Origin of the sequence: Pseudomonas sp. SO81 (assembly GCF_030374125.1) — a bacterium.
GTDB lineage: Bacteria > Pseudomonadota > Gammaproteobacteria > Pseudomonadales > Pseudomonadaceae > Aquipseudomonas.
Genome location: NZ_CP126126.1, coordinates 4,000,695 through 4,018,218 on the forward strand (window position 1 = coordinate 4,000,695; position 17,524 = coordinate 4,018,218).

Genomic DNA, 17,524 nt, shown 5'->3' on the forward strand with positions numbered 1-17,524 from the left:
CATGCAGGTAGGCGCAGACGCCCTCAACACGGCGCCGCTCAACGGCACGGCCGACGGCGGCAGCCCTCCGGCGCCGCAGCCGATCCCAACCGGCGTTGCCTTCACCTGGCGCGACCAGGTGCTGGTGGCTGGCGTGGACGTGAGTGCCCAGGTCACCGGCGTGCCGGAGGTTGACCGGGAGCGCGGCGCCGCTGGCATTGCCGACTTCGATATGTTCATGGCCGATGATCCGAACCCTGCCGAGTGGGTGGGGCGCGAGGTGATCATCAACTACCTCAGCACGTCGGGTGGTGTGACTACATCGGCGCGGCTGTTCACGGGGCACATCGAGGAAACCAGCTGGAACCCCAACGAACGCCTGCTCTCCTGCGCCTGCAGCGATCGCCTGCAGCAGCGGGTGGAACGGCTGACCATCGCCGAGGTGGATGCGCTGATACCGTGCTACTGGTCGGCTGACGTGTTTGAGCCAGCCGAGGGGCGCAGCCGCTGGGAGTACGCCGAGGAGCGGCTGAGCACCGTGCGCGCGAGCCTGGACTGCGATGTGAATGGCACGCCCCGGCTGACAACCTGGTACGCGGGCCCGGTGGATTACGACTTCGGGCCCGACACCACTGTGTACCAGAGCGTCGAGGTCATCTATGCCGACCTGTCCACGCTTACCAACGTCGTAGAGATCGAGGCCGACTACCGCTACCCGCGGCTGCGGCAGCTGGTGACGAACTACAGTTGGCAGCACCCTGGCACCGGCGGTGCAACGGGTATCCCTGGGTTCTGCGCCTGGCGGCCTGAGTCCACTGAATTGCCGGATGTGGAGATGCTGCGCTCGGCCACCGACAGCAGCGGCCAGGTGATGGTGAACGCCAGCTTCACTCGGCTGCCACCGAGCGCCGGAGACCCCTGCGGCACGGGCGTGCCATGGGTCAACGGCTATTCCGAGCTGGTGTTGGGTGCCACCTGGGGCGGTATTCGGCGCTGGGTGCAGAGCGTCACAGAGCAGTACCAGTTGCGCGTCGAGGCGATCAGCAGCGTGAGCGCGGTAGGCGAAGTGATAGTCCGCGAAGGTTCGGCGGTTGAGATTGAAAGCGACCGGACTGAGCGCTGGGAGCAGAGCTTGGAGCGGATGTCGCGCGGCGGCCTTGTCGAGGGTTCCTACGACACCGAGGATGACGACCTGCGGGCCGAGGATCGTCGGCAGCTGTTCCTGCGCTGCCAGCTCAACCAGGCCGCCACCACCATCGTGCGCGCTCACAATGCCAGCGGCCTGGCCTGGGACACGCCGACCAGCCTGGTGATGGGTGTGGACTTGGGCCATACGCTCAAGATGAACGATCAGGGCGTGGCCGGCATCGGGCGCTGCAGCCGGCTCCAGCACCGCCTCGACAAGGCCTCCGGCGTTGCTATGACCACGCTCACGATTGCGGTAATGCGCGGCGGCGGCTCGGTCAACGACCCGCTCACGCCGCCGCCCATCCCCGCCGAGCCCCCGCCTGGTTCCGGTGGGGAGCCTGTGACGCCAGGTCTTATCACTCAGCTTGGCGGCAGCCCGGATAGCGGCGACTACGACGACGATGCCGATGGCTTCAGCGGCAACTACGACAACTTCGATCCGTCCTATCCGCGCTTTCCTCGCCGCTTCGCCATCACCGCGCCAGAGATTGCGGCCGAGATGGTGGACGAGCAGATCATCCAGGTGGGGCAGACCTACCGCATCGCCATACCCAATGACTTGCTGGAGCTGTGACTATGGTCAGCCTTGCCGACGAGCGCCGCGCCATCGGGCGCTCCCTGGTGCAGCAGCGCACCGGGCAGAGCACGGTGGATGCGCTGAATCGCGTGGTGGCCCGGCCCAAGCAAGCCAAGGCGCTGCGCCTGCTGGATCCGCGAGGCGCACTCGCCGCGCAGCGCGGGCGCGCCGATTGGGCTGAGAGCCGCCCGAGTTCGAGCGGTGGTGCGGGAGTGGCCTGGCCTCTGGTGGAGACAGATTACAGCGCCCGAACCTATCACTCATCCGGCATGGCGAGCAGTGACGGTCTGTTCTTCTTCCCCGCCATCGATCGACTGGTGCTTACGGACGCGGAGGGGCGCACGGGAGATCTTTACCTAGCGGAGCCGCCCGCATGAGTCGACGTATCCTGACCTGGCCCTGGCATGGCCGCCTGCGCGATGGGCTGATCACTCTGGCGGACGGCAGCCTGCGGGCTCACCCGATGCCGCCCAATGACGTGGGGGAATCCAGCGGCCCTGGCGATACGCACCTGATTGAGGTGGCCGGTATCCCAGCCATCACCGCCGAGGAGGTCGCTCAGGCGCCTGCCGGTGGCCAGTGGTGGGCGGGGCGGGCGCTGCTGAGCGGAACAGATCTCTACGGAAAGCGGCTGGATGGCTGGATCTATCAGGCTGTCAGCGGAAGCAAGTGGTGGCTGCGGTTGCAGAACATCACCGTCGGGACATCCTCAACCGCGTTGCAGATCCGCAGCCGCCGGTTCGGTGTTGCCGGTGGAGAGCCCGAGGAGCGCCTGCAGAGCTTCACGCTGCCCGCAGGACGGGCAACAGGCTCAGAGGCGGCTCGTGTGTTTGCCGATTTGCGAACGGCTGCCAATGGGGTGCTGCGGCTGCATGCAGTGAGCCCAACCGGTAGGCATGCGGTGCTGGCCCTGGTGACTTACCAGAACGCGGGCAGCGGCGCACTCGACCGCCGCCCTCGTGCCTACCGGTTCTTCCTGGCCACCGTGACGGGCGAGGGCGGGGCGCTCACCGTCAGCATCTCGTTGCTGTACGGCATCGACGACATAGCGCCCCCCGCGGAAAGCGCTAGCCCCTCGGGCTTCGTTCGTCTGGCCTTCGAGGATCCGGTGGAGGTGAGCCGGGTGCCCGTGTTCAGTGGCGGCGGCTCGTTGGTGGCCTACGACGTAACATACTCCCTGGACAGTGCGGTAACCCTGGAGGCCTCGCCCAGTTCGACCCCGTACACCAAGCCCGGCACATACTCCGGCGCGCGCCAGCTGATGGTGCAGGTAGGGTTTGACGGCGAGACTCCGGTGCCTGTGCGCGCTCGCGTTGAGTCCGTCTGCGAGGTGCCGGCGCCGGAGCTGGAGCGTGTGACGATCGAGAGTCGGATCGTGCGTGAGTTCCTGAGCGGATCTAACAACGTGCTCCAAACCGGCAGAATCGCCATCCAGGGCGAGACGGTGGTGACTACAGTGGCTCGGCTGGAGTGTGGTGCGTGGTCCGATGACGTGACCATCACCACCACCAGCACGGTGGATACCGGTGAGTACGCATACGGGGCGCCCTTGCCGTCTGCGGCGGTGAGCAACAGCTACAGCCTTGCTGGCACCAGCGGCGGGCTCACCCTGGTGCAGGCGGGCTTGGCGCTGGAGAACATGCAGCCGGTCAGCTCGGCTGTACTGCAGGGGGATGGAGCAACCCGGCAGCCCTTGTGTGTGGCGTCGATCGGCGAGGTCGGCCTGCTGCCCAGCCCCATCAGCTACCGGGTTGCGCTGGACCTTTACAGCAACAATCTGGTGGGCATCTCGTGCAAGGTCGGTTCAGGCCCGCAGGTGTATGTCGGCGCCGCCGTGCGCACTGCGTTCCTTCCCATGGCTGGCGATGCAGCGCCTGCCGTCAACAACTACGGCAGCTTCAACCCCAAGACGGAGCAGGCCGTGATCGGCTCCATCAGCCCAGTCAACTGGATTTAGCCCATGCAGAAACTCTTCAACAACTGGAGCGCCACGCTCCAGGCGCCCCTGTTTGCCTCCGATGTGGAGCTGGTGGTGGAAACCGACAAAGGCGCTCAGTTGATTCTGGGTGCTGGCGACTTTGTCGATCTCACCTGTGATCCGTTGGGAGCGGCGCCTGAAATTGTTCGGGTAGTTGGTGCTGCTGGTGGTGTGCTGAGCATCGGTGCTCGCGGGCGCGAGGGCACGCCGACGCCTGCCACCTGGTCGGCTGGCACTGTGGTGCGTTGCACCATCACTGCAGGCTACGCGGAGCCTCTGCAGGTCCGCGCGGTGGTTGGGGATGCTGAGCCGTTGCCGTTGGCTCCGGTGGCGGACCCCGGCGTGGCTGCAGCTGCTTCGCGCGAGGATCATCAGCATCCGGCCCCATCACCGGCTGACATCGGCGCCGCTACAGCCGCCCAGGGCGCGAAGGCTGACTCGGCGGTGCAGCCTGCCGAGCTGGCCAGCGGCCTGGCCACCAAGGTGGACAAGCTCACCGGCTACGGCTTGAGCCAGGAGAATTTCACGCCGGCCGAGAAGAGCAAGCTGGCCGGCCTGGAAGGCAACCACTTCAAGGGCCTCTTCACCAGCCTTGGCGCCCTGATGACGGCCTTCCCCAGTGCCGAAGCTGGTGACTACGCGGACGTGGACGCTGGTGAGGGTAGCGCGACGGCGCGGTATCTGTGGGACGTGAGCGATGCCGAATGGCTCGCCTCTGGCAGCGGCGCGCCGCTGACCGCTGCCGACATCAAGCTTCTCTACGAGAGCAACCCGGACACCAACGCTTTCACCGATGCGGACGAGGCGAAGCTCGACGACATCGAGGCCGGCGCCCAGGTCAACTACGCCGCGGTTGATCAGGCCGAGGCCGAGGCCGGCTCAAGCACTGTGCTGCGCAGCTGGACGGCCCAACGGGTTTGGCAGGCCATCGCGGCCTGGTGGGCCGCCTCGGCGATGAAAACCAAGCTGGACGGTATTGCCGCCGGAGCCACCGCAAACGCTACCGACTCCGCCTTGCGCGACCGCAGCACCCACACTGGCACGCAGGCGGCCAGCACCATCAGCGACCTGGTCGAAGTAACCCAGGATACAGTCGGCGCCATGATCGTTGCCGGTGCCAACGTCAGCGTGAGCTACAACGACACAGCGGGTACGCTGACAGTCAGTGCAGCCAGCGGCGCCGCGAGCTCCCCCGTGTCCGTCATTTCCGGAACGACCTATACCGGGGCAGCGTCGGATAACAGGAAGACCCTGGTCTTCACGAACACCGCAGCGAAGGCCGCGACCATAGACCCCGAGGCGACCACGGCACTGCCGAGCGATTGGGAGTTGATCCTGAACAACAAGGGAGCCAGCAACCTGACCGTCGTCGCCGGGTCTGGTGTCACCATCAGCGCCCCTGCCGGCGGCTCGCTGGTGATCCCGTCTGGCGGTACCTGCGCGCTGAAGCGCCGCGGTGCCGACGACTTCTTCTTGGCTGGAAACACGCTATGAGTATGTTCTTGGCCGCGGTGGCAGGCGCCAACGTCGCGCCGCCTTCGCCGGTTACCTACACGACCTGGGATCCGGCCAAGAAGGCCGCCGACATCACGCTGCGCTCCGGCAACATGCAGTGCGAGTCGGGCATCACTACCGGTGGCGGCAGCGTGCTTTCCGTTATCGGCGCCAGCGGTGGGAAGTACTACTTCGAGGTCCAGCCGGACCAGTTTTATGCGGCCAACCCCGGGTATCTGACGGGCATCAGCATCGGGACCGGAACGACTTCCTCCTACCCCGGCGCCACCGCCTCGAGCTTCGGTCTGGCCAGCACCTCCACCGGCTCCGACACCTGGTCGAACGGATCGGCGTCAAACAACAACGCCGGCGGCGCGGCCAACCTGGCGCACTACCACAAGTGGGCCGTAGACATCGGCGCGGGCAAGGCGTGGTGCGGTATCTCCAACCGCAACTCGGGCGCCTGGATCGGCGGCGGCGACCCGGCGGCGGGTACGTCCCCGACTTTCACCTTCACGCCAAACTCCACGGTCTACCCGATGGGCTGCCCGCGCCGTGGCCACGCCAGCACAGTGACCGACCGCAACAGGCTGGTAGCGAAGTTCGCCCCTTCGTCCTGGTCGGGCACGCCGCCGGCTGGGTTCGCGCAAGGGTTCACCGCCGACGTGCTCGACCCGCCGGTGCTGGCCGTCTACAACTCGTCCACGCCCACTACCGACAGCGCGATACCTGCGCCGGTGCTGGCGCTGATCAGCGGTTACCTCGATATCGAATGGACTGCGATGGTCGAGTGGGCCTCGCAGTCGAGCAGCACTGCCTTCTACGCCTGGTCCCTGAACGGCGGTGCCCACTCTCTGCGTTACACGGGCGGCGTCAGTGGTAACTGGATTCTGCGCATCAATGGCGTCGACGTGTTGACCGCCAACGCCATAGACACAACCGCGGCGGCGGGGCAGCGCGCCGTGGCCGGCCAGTTCATCACCGTTCGCGCCTGGTGGGACGCCCCGAACAACAGCACCGGCATCTACATGGCTGTGAACGGGGTGTACGCCTACGCGAAGCTTGGCACCGCCGCATCGCCGCTCTCTGGGGCGGTGTCCACCGGCTATCTCAACTCGTTGTCGGGCGGCTCGCCAAACGCCGACATCACCCAGGTGGCCTTCTCGGTAATGAGTCGTCAGGCGTCTCGGGTGCAGTCCTTCAACGGGTGCGTCTTGGGCGACTCGACCATTGCCAGCTACGATGTGGCAGCAGGCGTCCCCACGGCTTCGCTGCTGCGCGCTGCAGCGGACAGCCGAAACTCCGCCATCGCCTCGCTGGCGATTGGCGGCGCGACTATCGCCCAGCAAACAACCAACTGGAACGCCTTTGCCGGCAAAGCAGACCTGCGCTGGGTGATGATCGAGGTGGGGCTCAACGACATCGATCCTGCCGTGGCCACCGCCACCTCCATCGCCGCCCTGCAGTCGCTGGTCAACGCGGTGAACGCCAGCAAGCCCGCCGGCTGCAAGGTGTTCATAGCTACCATGACGCCAGCTTACGCGCGGATGATCACCCGGTACGGCGCTGGCGCGCCGGCGCTGGCGAGCCTCGCCAAGTGGAACGATATGAACACCGCGATCATGAATGGTGGCGGGTCGCCGATCACCGGCGTGGACGGCCGGATCAACGCACATACCATTGCGCTGGACGACGGGGTGGGGAACTTGGCTGCGGCCTACGACGGCGGCGATGGCATCCACCCCAATAACGCTGGGCGCCAGACCATCGCGAATGCATGGAAGGCCCTGCTGACTTCTGAGGGGCTGCTGTAGCGCAACAGCGGGGAAGTCATCTACGCTCTCCCGGCCAACGACGGCACCGCCAGCAAAGGATCTGCTATGCGCCTCAAGAACCTCCTCACCCTCACGCTGTTCTTCTGCCTCGCCTCTGCCATGGGCATGTGGGGCGGCTACACCCTGAAGAAGCCACCGGTGGCCATCTCCTTCGTTCCGAGCTGCCCGCCCACGATTTAGCGCCTTCCCGTCACACCCAGCCCGCCCTGTGCGGGCTTTTTTGTCTCTGGAGCCACCATGACTCTTCGTGAAATTCGCAACGGCCCGTTGGCCGAGGCGCTTCTGCTGCTGCCTGCCAAAATGACCAGCGTGTTGGCTGAGCTGCAGCTGCTGGCCACCACCCTGCAGGAAGACCCCGATCAGCGGCGCCGCCAATGGCCCACCGGCCCGGCACGCGGGCTCTGGCAGTTCGAGCTGGGCACCGAGATATCGCGCGGTGGCGTGTGGGGCATCTACCTGCACGACGCCAGCCGAGCGCCACTCCGCGACCTGTGTGCCGCGCGCGGGGTGGCGTTCGAGCCGGTGGCCATCTACAACCGCCTCCAGCATGACGACGTGCTGGCCGCCGGCTGTGCGCGCCTGCTGCTGTACACGGACCCGCACAAGCTGCCGGCGATCGGCGACGAGGAGGATGCCTGGCAGCTGTACCTGGACACCTGGCGGCCTGGTGCATACACCAAAGGCACAGCCGAGAAGCGCGCCGAGCTGCGGCATAAGTGGGCTAAGAACTACGCCGCTGCCCTGAAGGTCTTCCAGTGATCACCTGGGCGAAACTGGTCCCCAGCTGGGCCTGGGCGCTGCTGGGCGGTCTGCTGCTGGCCTGCCTGGTCGGCGGCGCGCAACAGCTGCGGGTGATCGGGTTGCGTGGGGATGTGTCGGATGCTCAAGCGGCGCAGGCCAAGGCCGAAACGCGCCTGAGTGACTATCGGCTGGAGGTATCGGAGCGCGATCGCCGCGCGACTGCTGCAGCCAGAGAAGAGGAGCGCCGCCGGCAGGTGGCCGTAGACGAGGTAGAGGAAGATGGGCAACGGAAACTGGCCGCTGCGCGCGGGGATGCTGCTGATGCTGCTGGGGCTCGTGACCGGCTGCAGCTCGAGGTCAACCGACTGCGCGCCAGCCGCGCAGCCACCTGCAATACCATCGCTGCCCAGCAGCGCCAGGCAGGAGACCGAGCTTTCACTGTGCTCGCCGACCTGTTCGAGCGCGCTGACCACCGAGCGGGAGAGCTGGCGGCAGCGCTTGACCGAAGTCGAGTAGCTGGCCGGCAATGCGAGGCGGCCTACGGCGCTGTGCGTGGCGGGTAGTCGCCCGTACAATCGCCGGCCATATCAAAGCTGGAGTTTGTTGATGCTGCTCATCCGCATGAATCACGGGTCGGCTTACCACCTCGATCGCAAGCTGAGCGACGCGGGCGGGTGGGGTGTTTGGGACTTCCATCGCTCGGCCAGCACCTACACCGTGGACCACGGCCGCACGACATACCGCTATGCCCGCATCCGGCCAGCGGATCCGGCAGATGGCAAAACCGTCGAAGTATTCCTGATGCCATCCCCAAACGCCCCGGAGGAGACCTGGATTGCTCGGGGAGAGGGCGTGGTGAGCATCCATTCCAACTGATTACGCCAGGGTGACGGGCACCCGGTCGAGCAGTTCCGGGTACTCGTTTTTGGTATTGCCCACGTCGGTGCTGACTGGATATGCCTCGAAGTCCTCACGGCTCAGCGCGATCGCGCTGTGCACCTGCTCGGACGACGTCGACGGGGAGAGCCACAGATCAAACTGCTCAGGCGCCAGGATGACAGGCATTCGGTGGTGGACCGCTGCCACCGGGCCTGCAGCCTCCTTCGTGATCAGTGCGCAGCTGAGGACATCCTGACCTTCGGGCCCCTTCCAAACTGACCATAGCCCGGCGATCGCCAGCACTTCGTCGTTGGCCGCGTGGTGGTAGTAGGGCTGGTTAACGATCTTGCCGGCGCGGTTCCGTACCTGTTCGTGCTCGTTCCACTCATACCAGCCGGCTGCGGGCATCAGGCAGCGCTGCCGGCGGATAACGTCCCGCCACATCGGCTTCGTCGCCGCCTCTTCGCTGCGCGCATTGAAGCTCAGCGTCGGCGGCTTCGGCTGCTTCCACCAGTGGGGAATTAGGCCCCACCTCCCAGACACGACCTCCTGCTGCCCTTCGTCGTTCAGCAGGACCAGCGGCACCTGCCGGGTCGGCGCCACATTGAATCCGGTCCGGATCCACTTCCCCACGTTTCGCGCCCCGATGTGCCAGCGGCGCTCCATGGCTGCTTCATCTGGTGTGACGTATCGACCGCACATGCCTGGTCCTCGAAACGGTTTAGGACCATTTTAGGACCAAACGCGGGCCGGATAGGTCCGCCCGTGGCCAGGCTACAGCGCATCATCCCTGGACTAATGCGGCCTGCGGCGTACACGCTGAACGGCGCTCGGGGTTCAAATCCCTATCTTCCCGCCATACAAAGTGCAAAACCCCTGAAGTCTTCGGACTTCAGGGGTTTTTGCGTTTCTAGGCATGGAAAAGTTGCCTGCCAGTGCGCTGTTTAGTATTGAGGCTCACCTCCCAAATAACTTCTCTAGTGTTTGTTTTGCAATTAATTTGCTATGTTTGTTTCAAACGAACATATGGAGGCGAACATGAGTGCGCTCAGCAAGCCCGGCGTCGATGCCGATGCGGTATTGCTCAAGGCCCTGCTCAGTACCCGCGAGCAGTTGGGGCTGACCCAGCAGGAATTGGCGGGAATAGTCGGAGTCAACCGTTCTGCCATCAGCCGCTGGGGCGATAGCGGCGGTCTGCGTCCGCAGAGCAAGACTGGCGAACTGGCGCTGCTGCTGATCCGTATCTACCGCGCCCTGTTTGCCCTGTTTGGCGGCAATCTTGATGACATGCGCCATTTCCTGCGTACCGAGAACCGCCATCTGGCCGGTGTGCCGCTGGAGCAGATGGGCCAGGTGCAGGGGCTGGTGCGTGTGGTGGAGTACCTCGACGCGATCCGCGGCAAGGTCTGACTTCCTTTCCCGATGCCCCGCCTTGGCGGAGCTAAGCGAGTTTCCGATATGGATATCTGGCAGGCCTGTGCCGGCGCAGAACAGCTGACTCCATTGCGCGGCCGGCTGGTACGCCTGGTGGAGAACCAGGAGCAGGTGGCCACCCTGCAGCTGGTGGATACCCTGGAAGAGCAGGCGCTGCTCGAGCAGTTGCTGGAGGGCAGCAAGCCGCCGCTACCACCCAGCGACGAGCCATTGCACTACTTGTTGCACACGCCGTTCCGTTACCCGCCGCTGCGTTGGGGGTCGCGCTTCGGCCGGCGTCATGAGCCGAGCCTGTTCTATGCCGCCTGCCAGCTGGAAACGGCGATGGCCGAGACCGCCTTCTACCGTTTCGTGCTGTGGTACGGCATGGCCGAGCCGCCGCCCAGCGGGCGCATCCTCTCCGAGCATTCTTCCTTCGAGGCGCGCTATCAGGTGCAGCGCGGCATTCGCCTGCAGCTGCCGCCGTTCGATCGGTACCGCCAGGCGCTGACTCATCGCAGCGACTACCGGGCTACCCATGAACTGGGCAGCGCCATGCGCGAGGCGGGGGTGGAGGCGTTCGAGTATCCCTCGGCGCGCTGCCCATTGCGGGGCACCAATGTCGCCCTGTATGCACCTGCCGCGTTCAGCGAGAAACGTCCACGCAACCTGCAGCCCTGGTTGTGCGAAACCACCTCCGGATATGTGGCCTTCAAGAGTGCCCAGACGCCGGATATTCCCCGCCTGTTCGGCCTAGAGCTGTACCTGGTCGAGGGGCACCTGCCGCAGCCTGCCTAGGGCCTGCGCGTGCGCTGAAAGAGGGCGAGGGCGGCGCACTTGTGCACATTGGCGAAGCAGCTTGTCAAGCTTCTGTCACAAAGCGTCGTAACCGCTTGATTCTCCGTGATCATTTTTCAAGTCAATGAAAAATAAGGAATTTTTTCATTGGTGAAAAAAGCATCAGTTTGAGCCGAGGCCGCAGGCACTGGGCGATAAGAAAGGTTTCCACCAAGTTGTCCACGTAGTTATCCACAGCTTCTGTGGATTGTCAGAGTAGTTGCTCTAGAGCGCGGTTTTGCGCGTTTGGCAAGTCTTTACCGGGCGGGAAAAGAGAGTAGAGTGGCGCGCCCCGAAGCCAGCCGTCGCTTACATGAAGTCTCGCGTTCTGTCCGTCCAGCATCAGCCCGACATGGGCAATCATCTGCCGGTTCGTCTGGCCTTCTGGCTGCTCGATCGCCCCCGCCTGGGGCACCACTCCACCATCAAGCGCTTCGCCGGAGGCCTGCTCAAGCAGCCGGCCCGCAAGGGCGTGGTCGCGGCGCAGAGCCGCCTCGGCCAATTGCTGTGTCGCGACTGCGGCAACGCCCGCGATCGTCGCATCGGTCAGGAGCTGCTGCGTCAGGCGGCCCGCGCCGGCGATCTGCGCGCTCAGCTGGAGCTCGGCCGTCTCTATTGCCAGCCGCGCCAGCGCGAGCCGCTGCAGGCCAGGCACTGGCTGGAGCTGGCCGCTGCCCAGGGTTCCCACGAGGCCGTGCGCCTGCTGCAGCGTCTCGATCACTGATCGACGCGGGTATACTGCCGGGCATTCCTTCCGCCAGCGAGTTCGCCCGTGCCCGTTTCCTTCGTTCTTGATCTGCCCAATCTGCTGCTCGGCCTGTTGCTCGGCGCCGCGCCATTGGCCGTGCTGTTGTGGCGCCAGCAGCGCGGGCTGGCGAGCCAGGCGGCCGAGCGCCTGTTGCTTGAAGAGCGCCTGAGCCAGGCGCGCCTGGCTCAGGAAGGCCTGAGCGCCCAGCTCGATGGCGCCAACGATGATCTGCGCAGCCAGCAGCAGGAAAGCGCTCGCCAGCAGGCCGAACTGGCCGCCCTGCGCCGCGAGAGCGAGTTGCTCGGCCGCGAGCGCGAGGCCGCGCAGACGGCAGCCCTGGAATGGGCGCGCGAGCGCGAGAATAAAGAAGGCCAGCTGCGCCAGCTGGAGAGCCAGCGCGCCGGCCTGGCCGCCGAGCTGCGTGAGCAGCAGGAACATCACCAGCAGCGCCTGAGCGATCTGCAGGCCGCCCGCGACGAGCTGCGTGCGCAGTTCGCCGAGCTGGCCGGGAAGATCTTCGACGAGCGCGAGCAGCGCTTCGCCGAGACCAGTCAGCAGCGCCTCGGCCAGTTGCTCGATCCGCTCAAGGAGCGCATCCAGGCGTTCGAGAAGCGCGTGGAGGAGAGCTACCAGAACGAGGCACGCGAGCGCTTCTCCCTGGCCAAGGAGCTGGAGCGCCTGCAGCTGCTCAACCAGCGTCTGGGCGACGAGGCGACCAACCTGACCCGCGCGCTCAAGGGCCAGAAGACTCAGGGCAATTGGGGCGAGCTGGTGCTGGAGCGGGTGCTGGAGCATGCCGGCCTGGAGAAGGGGCGCGAGTATCACACCCAGGTCAGCCTCAAGGGCGCCGACGGCGAGCGTTTCCAGCCGGATGTGCTGATCCAGCTGCCCGGCGACAAGCAGGTGATCGTCGATGCCAAGGTCAGCCTGACCGCCTACCAGGCGATGATCGTCGCCGAGGACGACGCGGTCCGCGCCCATGCCCTGAAGCAGCATGTACTGAGCCTGCGCAGCCACCTTAAGGGGCTGTCGGTGAAGGACTACCAGCGTCTGGAGGGCCTGCACAGCCTGGACTTCGTGTTGCTGTTCGTACCTATCGAGGCAGCCTTCGCCGCGGCCCTGCAGGCCGATCCGGGGCTGTTCCAGGAGGCCTTCGAGCAGCATGTGGTGATCGTCAGCCCGACCACGCTGCTGGCCACCCTGCGGGTCATCGACAGCCTGTGGCGTCAGGAGCGGCAGAGCCAGAACGCCCGCGATATCGCCGAGCGGGCCGGCCAGCTGTACGACAAGTTCGTCGCCTTCATTGCCGACCTGGACGAGATGGGCAGCCGCCTCAAACAGCTGGACAAGGCCTATGACGCGGCGCGCAACAAGTTGTGCGAAGGCCGCGGCAACCTGATCAACCGGGTCGAGAATCTCAAGCTGCTCGGCGCCCGCGCCAGCAAGAGCCTGCCGGCGGATCTCATCGAGCGTGCCGCCGGCATGCCCCTGCTGGACGAGACGGGCGAGTAACTCGCCCGCCTCGCGGCTCAGGCCACGTCGACCAGAATCACCTCGCTGTCTTCCAGCGCGGTGACCCGCACCACTTCTTCCTGGGCGATGGCCACGCCGTCGCGCTCCAGCGCCTGCACGCCATTGACTTCGATACGGCCCTTGGCGGCCACCAGGTAGCCCTTGCGCAGGCGGCCCAGCGGGTACTCGGCGCTCTGCCCGGCGCTCAGGGTAGCGGCGGCCAGGCGGGCATCGGCGCGGATGCGCAGGGCCTCCTCGTCGCTGGCGTGGCCGCTGGCCAGGATCACGAACTGGCCGGCGCGCTCGCCCTGCGGGAAGGGCTTGGCGCCCCAGGACGGCGCTTCGCCCTGCTGGTCCGGGATTATCCAGATCTGGAAGATCTTGGTGGTGACGTCCTCCAGGTTGAATTCCGAGTGGGCGATGCCGGTGCCGGCGCTCATCACCTGCACGTCGCCGGCCTCGGTGCGGCCCTGGTTGCCCAGGTTGTCGCGGTGCGTGATGGCGCCTTCGCGGACGTAGGTGATGATCTCCATGTCATGGTGCGGGTGCGGCGGGAAGCCCGAGCCGGCGGCGATCTCATCATCGTTCCACACGCGCAGGCGGCCCCAGTTGACCCGCTGCGGGTCCTGGTACTCGGCGAAGGAGAAGTGGTGGCGGGCGTTCAGCCAGCCATGGTGGGCGCGGCCGAGCGAAGCGAACGGGCGTACTTCGATCATGGTGATGACTCCGTGGCTGCGGCGCCGTATTGCGCCGCAGGGATGGCGAGCATCATCTATCGAGTATCTATGGATAAAAATCGCAAAAAACCGCTACTTCCTATCGATTAAATAAATGGTTTATGCCAGAGGCAGGTGCCGGCTGATCAGCGCGCGCAGGGCCGCTGGCTTGACCGGCTTGGGTAGGTAGTCGAGGCCGGCGGCGTGCACCTCCGCCACCAGTTCGGGGCGGCCATCGGCGCTGATCACGACGCCGGGCAGCGGCTGGCCCAGGCGGGTGCGCAGCCAGGCCATCAGCTCGGTGCCGGTGTCGCCTTCGTCCAAGTGATAGTCGATCAGCGCCAGCTGCGGGCGCACGTCTTCGTCGAGCAGGTGCTCGCATTCCAGGCGATTGCGCGCCGTCCACACCTGGCAGCCCCAGCGCGACAGTAGGCTGTGCATGCCGGTGAGGATGCTGTCCTCGTTGTCGATGCACAGCACCTGGGCGCCGCCGAGAGTGTGGCCGTTGAGCTCGCTGCTCGCCGGTACGACCTGCGGTGCGGCGCCGCGCACCAGCGGCACGCGCACGCTGAACACGCTGCCCTTGCCCGGCCAGGAGCGCACTTCCAGGCGATGGTCGAGCACCCGACATAGGCCGTCGGCAATCGCCAGGCCCAGGCCCAGGCCCTTCTCGGCGCGGGTCTGGTGGCTGTCCAGGCGCTTGAATTCCTCGAAGATCACCTTGCGCTTGTCCTCGGGAATGCCCGGGCCGCGGTCCCACACCTCCAGGCGCAGGAACTCGCCGTCGCGGCGGGCGCCTAGCAGCACGTGGCCGCGGGCATAGCGGAAGGCGTTGGTGAGGAAGTTCTGCAGTACCCGGCGCAGCAGCTTGGGGTCGCTGTCGATGCGCAGGCGGCTGGGCACCAGGTGGAAGTCCACGCCCTGTTCTTGGGCCAGCACCTTGAACTCGGCACCGAGGGCCTCGAACAGCTGGGCCAGGGGGAACTGGCTGCGCTCGGGGGTGATGCGCCCGCTCTCCAGGCGCGAGATGTCCAGCAGGTCGGTGATCAGGTCTTCGGCCGAGCGCAGCGAGCTGTCCAGATGGCGCACCAGTTCCTGTGCCTCCGCGGGCAGGGCCTCCTGCTGGTGGGAGAGGGAGGCGGAGAACAGCCGCGCGGCGTTGAGCGGCTGCATCAGGTCGTGGCTGACGGCGGCGAGGAAGCGGGTCTTCGACTGATTGGCGCTCTCCGCGTTGCCCTTGGCCTCGCCCAGGGCCTGGTTCAGCTGCGACAGCTCGTGGGTGCGCTCCTCCACCCGCTGCTCCAGGCCCTCGTTGGCCGCCAGCAGGTCCTGCTCCGCCTGGCGGAAGGCGGTGATGTCGGTGAAGCTCATGACGAAGCCGCCGCCGGGCATGGGGTTGCCGATCAGCTCGATGACCCGGCCGTTGGGGAACAGGCGCTCGGAGGTGTGCGGCTTGCCCTGGCGCATCCAGTAGAGGCGCTTGGTCACGTGCTCTTCCACATCGCCGGGGCCGCACAGGCCGCGCTCGGCGTTGTAGCGAATGATGTCGGCGATCGGCCGGCCGACCCCGATCAGCCCGTCCGGGTATTCGAAGAGTTCCAGGTAGCGGCGGTTCCAGGCCACCAGCTGCAGGTTCTGGTCGACCACGCTGATGCCTTGGGTAATGTTCTCGATCGCGCCCTGCAGCAGGGCGCGGTTGAACTGCAGCACCTCGCTGGCCTCGTCGACGATGCGTACCACGTCCTCGACCTGCATCTCCCGGCCCTCGATGGCCGCGCGCACTACAGCGCGGGTCGAGGAGGCGCCGAGCACGCCGGCCAGCAGGCGCTCGGTGTGGGCGATCCACTCGGGGTCGGCATTCTGCGTCGGGTTGAACGGGCGGTCCTGCTGGTAGGCGAAGCGCACGAAGCTCTGCCGCGCCCGCTCCTCGCCGACGAAGCGCGCGGCCAGGGCCATCAGATCGGCCACCTGCACGGCCAACAGGTTGCGGCTGCCGGACTTGGCGCCGGTGTCCAGGCCGATGAAACGGCCGGCCTGCCAGTGCTCGGAGACGCGGGTGCGGGAAAACGACGAGACCAGGGCGAACAGCAGCCAGTTGCCGGCCAGCGACAGCACCACGCCACGGGTCAGCGGATCGATCTCGAAACCGACCGGGTAGTACAGCAGCTCCGGCAGCAGCGGGAAGCTGTCCAGCGACCAGCGCAGGCCGCCGGCCACCAGTGGCAGCACCAGGGTGTAGAACCACAGGGCGCAGCCGGCAGCCAGGCCGGCGAACACGCCGCGGCGGTTGGCCTGCTTCCACACCAGGGCGCCGAACATGGCCGGCGCCAGCTGGCCGATGGCGGCGAAGGACAGCTGGCCGATGGTGGCCAGGCTGGCGTTGGTGCCGAGCAGGCGATAACAGACATAGGCCAGCAGCAGGATGATCAGGATGCTCAGGCGCCGCGCGCTGAGCATCCACTGGCGGAAGGCCTCGAACGGCCGCTCGGCGTTCTGCCGGCGCAGCAGGGCCGGCAGCAACATGTCGTTGCTGACCATGGTCGACAGCGCCACGGCCTCGACGATCACCATGCCGGTGGCGGCCGAGGCGCCGCCAATGAAGGCCAGCATGGCCAGGGCCGGGTGCGCCTCGGCCAGCGGCAGGCTGATCACGAAGGAGTCCGGCTGCACGCCCTGCGGCAGGATCAGCTGGCCGGCCAGGGCGATGGGCACCACGAACAGCGCGGCCAGCAGCAGGTAGGCGGGAAACACCCAGCGCACCAGGCGCAGGTCGGCCGGCTCGATGTTCTCCACCACGCTGACGTGGAACTGCCGAGGCAGGCAGATGATCGCGGTCATGGCCAGGCCGGTCTGCACCAGCATGGCCGGCCAGCTCACGGTCTGCGACCAGTAGTCCTCCAGCGCCGGGGCCTGGCTGGCGCGATCGAGCAGGTCGCCGAAACCGCCGAACAGGCCCCAGGTGACGAACACGCCGACGGCGAGGAAGGCCAGCAGCTTGACCAGCGATTCGAAGGCAATCGCCAGCACCATGCCGCGGTGGTGCTCGGTGACATCCAGGCTACGGGTGCCGAACAGCACGGTGAACAGGGCCAGGATCAGCGACACGATCAGCGCCGTGTCCTGGCTGCGGGTGGGGCTGGGTGTAGTGCCGATCAGCAGGTTGACGCCGAGCACGATGCCTTTCAGCTGCAGGGCGATATAGGGCAGCACGCCGACCAGGCAGATCAGCGCCACCACCACCGCCAGGCTCTGCGACTTGCCGTATCTGGCGGCGATGAAGTCGGCGATGGAGGTGATGTTCTCGCGCTTGCTGATCGCCACCATCTTTTCCAGCACCCAGGGGGCGAACAGCAGGACGATGATCGGCCCCAGGTAGATCGGCAGGAACGACCACAGCTGGCCGGCGGCCTGGCCGACAGCGCCGAAGAAGGTCCAGCTGGTGCAGTACACCGCCAGCGAGAGGCTGAAGACCCAGGCGCGCAGGCGCGGCTTGAGCGGCGTGCGGCGGCGGTCGCCATAGAAGGCGATGGCGAAGAGGATGGCCATGTAGGCCAGGGCGACGAAGGCGATCAATCCGCCGGACAGCGACATGCGAACTCCGCGTGTGGGGCATGGTCAGCAAGACCA

Annotated in this window: 16 protein-coding genes; 13 read left to right on the top strand and 3 right to left on the bottom strand. The window is 66.3% G+C overall.

The features are described 5' to 3' along the window. Position 1 precedes the first annotated feature (1 nt). The 9 genes from OH686_RS19010 to OH686_RS19050 all read left to right on the top strand — a co-directional run bounded on the left by OH686_RS19010 (position 2) and on the right by OH686_RS19050 (position 8,668). Complete coding sequence (locus tag OH686_RS19010; RefSeq protein ID WP_289534486.1) at positions 2 to 1,741, top strand: hypothetical protein; 1,740 nt, start codon at positions 2 to 4, stop codon at positions 1,739 to 1,741. A 2-nt stretch (positions 1,742 to 1,743) separates the two neighbouring features. Further along, positions 1,744 to 2,121, top strand: coding sequence for a hypothetical protein (locus OH686_RS19015; RefSeq protein ID WP_289534488.1), 378 nt, complete (start codon positions 1,744 to 1,746; stop codon positions 2,119 to 2,121). Beyond that, positions 2,118 to 3,701 carry a hypothetical protein gene (locus OH686_RS19020; protein ID WP_289534490.1) on the top strand — a complete coding sequence of 528 codons (1,584 nt, stop codon included), beginning with the start codon at positions 2,118 to 2,120 and terminating at the stop codon, positions 3,699 to 3,701. Before OH686_RS19015 ends, OH686_RS19020 begins: the two co-directional genes overlap by 4 nt. Before the next feature lie 3 nt (positions 3,702 to 3,704). Next, complete coding sequence (locus OH686_RS19025) at positions 3,705 to 5,216, top strand: hypothetical protein (RefSeq protein WP_289534492.1); 1,512 nt, start codon at positions 3,705 to 3,707, stop codon at positions 5,214 to 5,216. Beyond that, positions 5,213 to 7,030, top strand: a complete 1,818-nt coding sequence (locus tag OH686_RS19030) for a GDSL-type esterase/lipase family protein (protein WP_289534494.1) — start codon at positions 5,213 to 5,215, stop codon at positions 7,028 to 7,030. Before OH686_RS19025 ends, OH686_RS19030 begins: the two co-directional genes overlap by 4 nt. 66 nt (positions 7,031 to 7,096) lie before the next feature. Next, a complete protein-coding gene (locus OH686_RS19035; protein WP_289534496.1) occupies positions 7,097 to 7,231 on the top strand; it encodes a hypothetical protein in 135 nt (44 codons plus the stop codon). Positions 7,232 to 7,288: 57 nt separating this feature from the next. Then, on the top strand, positions 7,289 to 7,810 hold the full coding sequence (locus tag OH686_RS19040; RefSeq protein ID WP_289534498.1) for a hypothetical protein: 522 nt from the start codon (positions 7,289 to 7,291) through the stop codon (positions 7,808 to 7,810). Further along, on the top strand, positions 7,807 to 8,355 hold the full coding sequence (locus tag OH686_RS19045) for a DUF2514 family protein (protein WP_354005260.1): 549 nt from the start codon (positions 7,807 to 7,809) through the stop codon (positions 8,353 to 8,355). The genes OH686_RS19040 and OH686_RS19045 overlap by 4 nt, the downstream gene beginning before the upstream one ends. Before the next feature lie 43 nt (positions 8,356 to 8,398). Continuing rightward, a complete protein-coding gene (locus tag OH686_RS19050; protein ID WP_289534499.1) occupies positions 8,399 to 8,668 on the top strand; it encodes a hypothetical protein in 270 nt (89 codons plus the stop codon). Here the strand turns inward: OH686_RS19050 and OH686_RS19055 are convergent, their stop codons facing one another. Further along, the gene (locus OH686_RS19055) at positions 8,669 to 9,373 is read right to left on the bottom strand and encodes an SOS response-associated peptidase (protein ID WP_289534500.1); all 705 of its coding nucleotides are present in this window, start codon (positions 9,371 to 9,373) and stop codon (positions 8,669 to 8,671) included. Between the two features lie 336 nt (positions 9,374 to 9,709). On the opposite strand from OH686_RS19055, the gene OH686_RS19060 reads away from it, so the two are divergent. From OH686_RS19060 to OH686_RS19075, 4 genes are all read left to right on the top strand, one after another. Beyond that, on the top strand, positions 9,710 to 10,081 hold the full coding sequence (locus OH686_RS19060) for an antitoxin Xre/MbcA/ParS toxin-binding domain-containing protein (RefSeq protein WP_289534501.1): 372 nt from the start codon (positions 9,710 to 9,712) through the stop codon (positions 10,079 to 10,081). Positions 10,082 to 10,129: 48 nt separating this feature from the next. Continuing rightward, positions 10,130 to 10,882, top strand: coding sequence for an RES family NAD+ phosphorylase (locus OH686_RS19065; RefSeq protein WP_289534502.1), 753 nt, complete (start codon positions 10,130 to 10,132; stop codon positions 10,880 to 10,882). Between the two features lie 352 nt (positions 10,883 to 11,234). Continuing rightward, positions 11,235 to 11,645, top strand: coding sequence for a tetratricopeptide repeat protein (locus tag OH686_RS19070; protein WP_289534503.1), 411 nt, complete (start codon positions 11,235 to 11,237; stop codon positions 11,643 to 11,645). 174 nt (positions 11,646 to 11,819) lie between these two features. Beyond that, the gene (locus OH686_RS19075) at positions 11,820 to 13,181 is read left to right on the top strand and encodes a DNA recombination protein RmuC (protein WP_289539051.1); all 1,362 of its coding nucleotides are present in this window, start codon (positions 11,820 to 11,822) and stop codon (positions 13,179 to 13,181) included. 17 nt (positions 13,182 to 13,198) lie between these two features. Here OH686_RS19075 and OH686_RS19080 read toward each other — a convergent pair whose 3' ends face one another. Together OH686_RS19080 and OH686_RS19085 are read right to left on the bottom strand one after the other, a co-directional pair. Then, the gene (locus OH686_RS19080; protein WP_289534504.1) at positions 13,199 to 13,897 is read right to left on the bottom strand and encodes a pirin family protein; all 699 of its coding nucleotides are present in this window, start codon (positions 13,895 to 13,897) and stop codon (positions 13,199 to 13,201) included. A 120-nt stretch (positions 13,898 to 14,017) separates the two neighbouring features. Next, positions 14,018 to 17,488, bottom strand: coding sequence for a hybrid sensor histidine kinase/response regulator (locus OH686_RS19085; protein ID WP_289534506.1), 3,471 nt, complete (start codon positions 17,486 to 17,488; stop codon positions 14,018 to 14,020). Between the last annotated feature and the right edge of the window lie 36 nt (positions 17,489 to 17,524).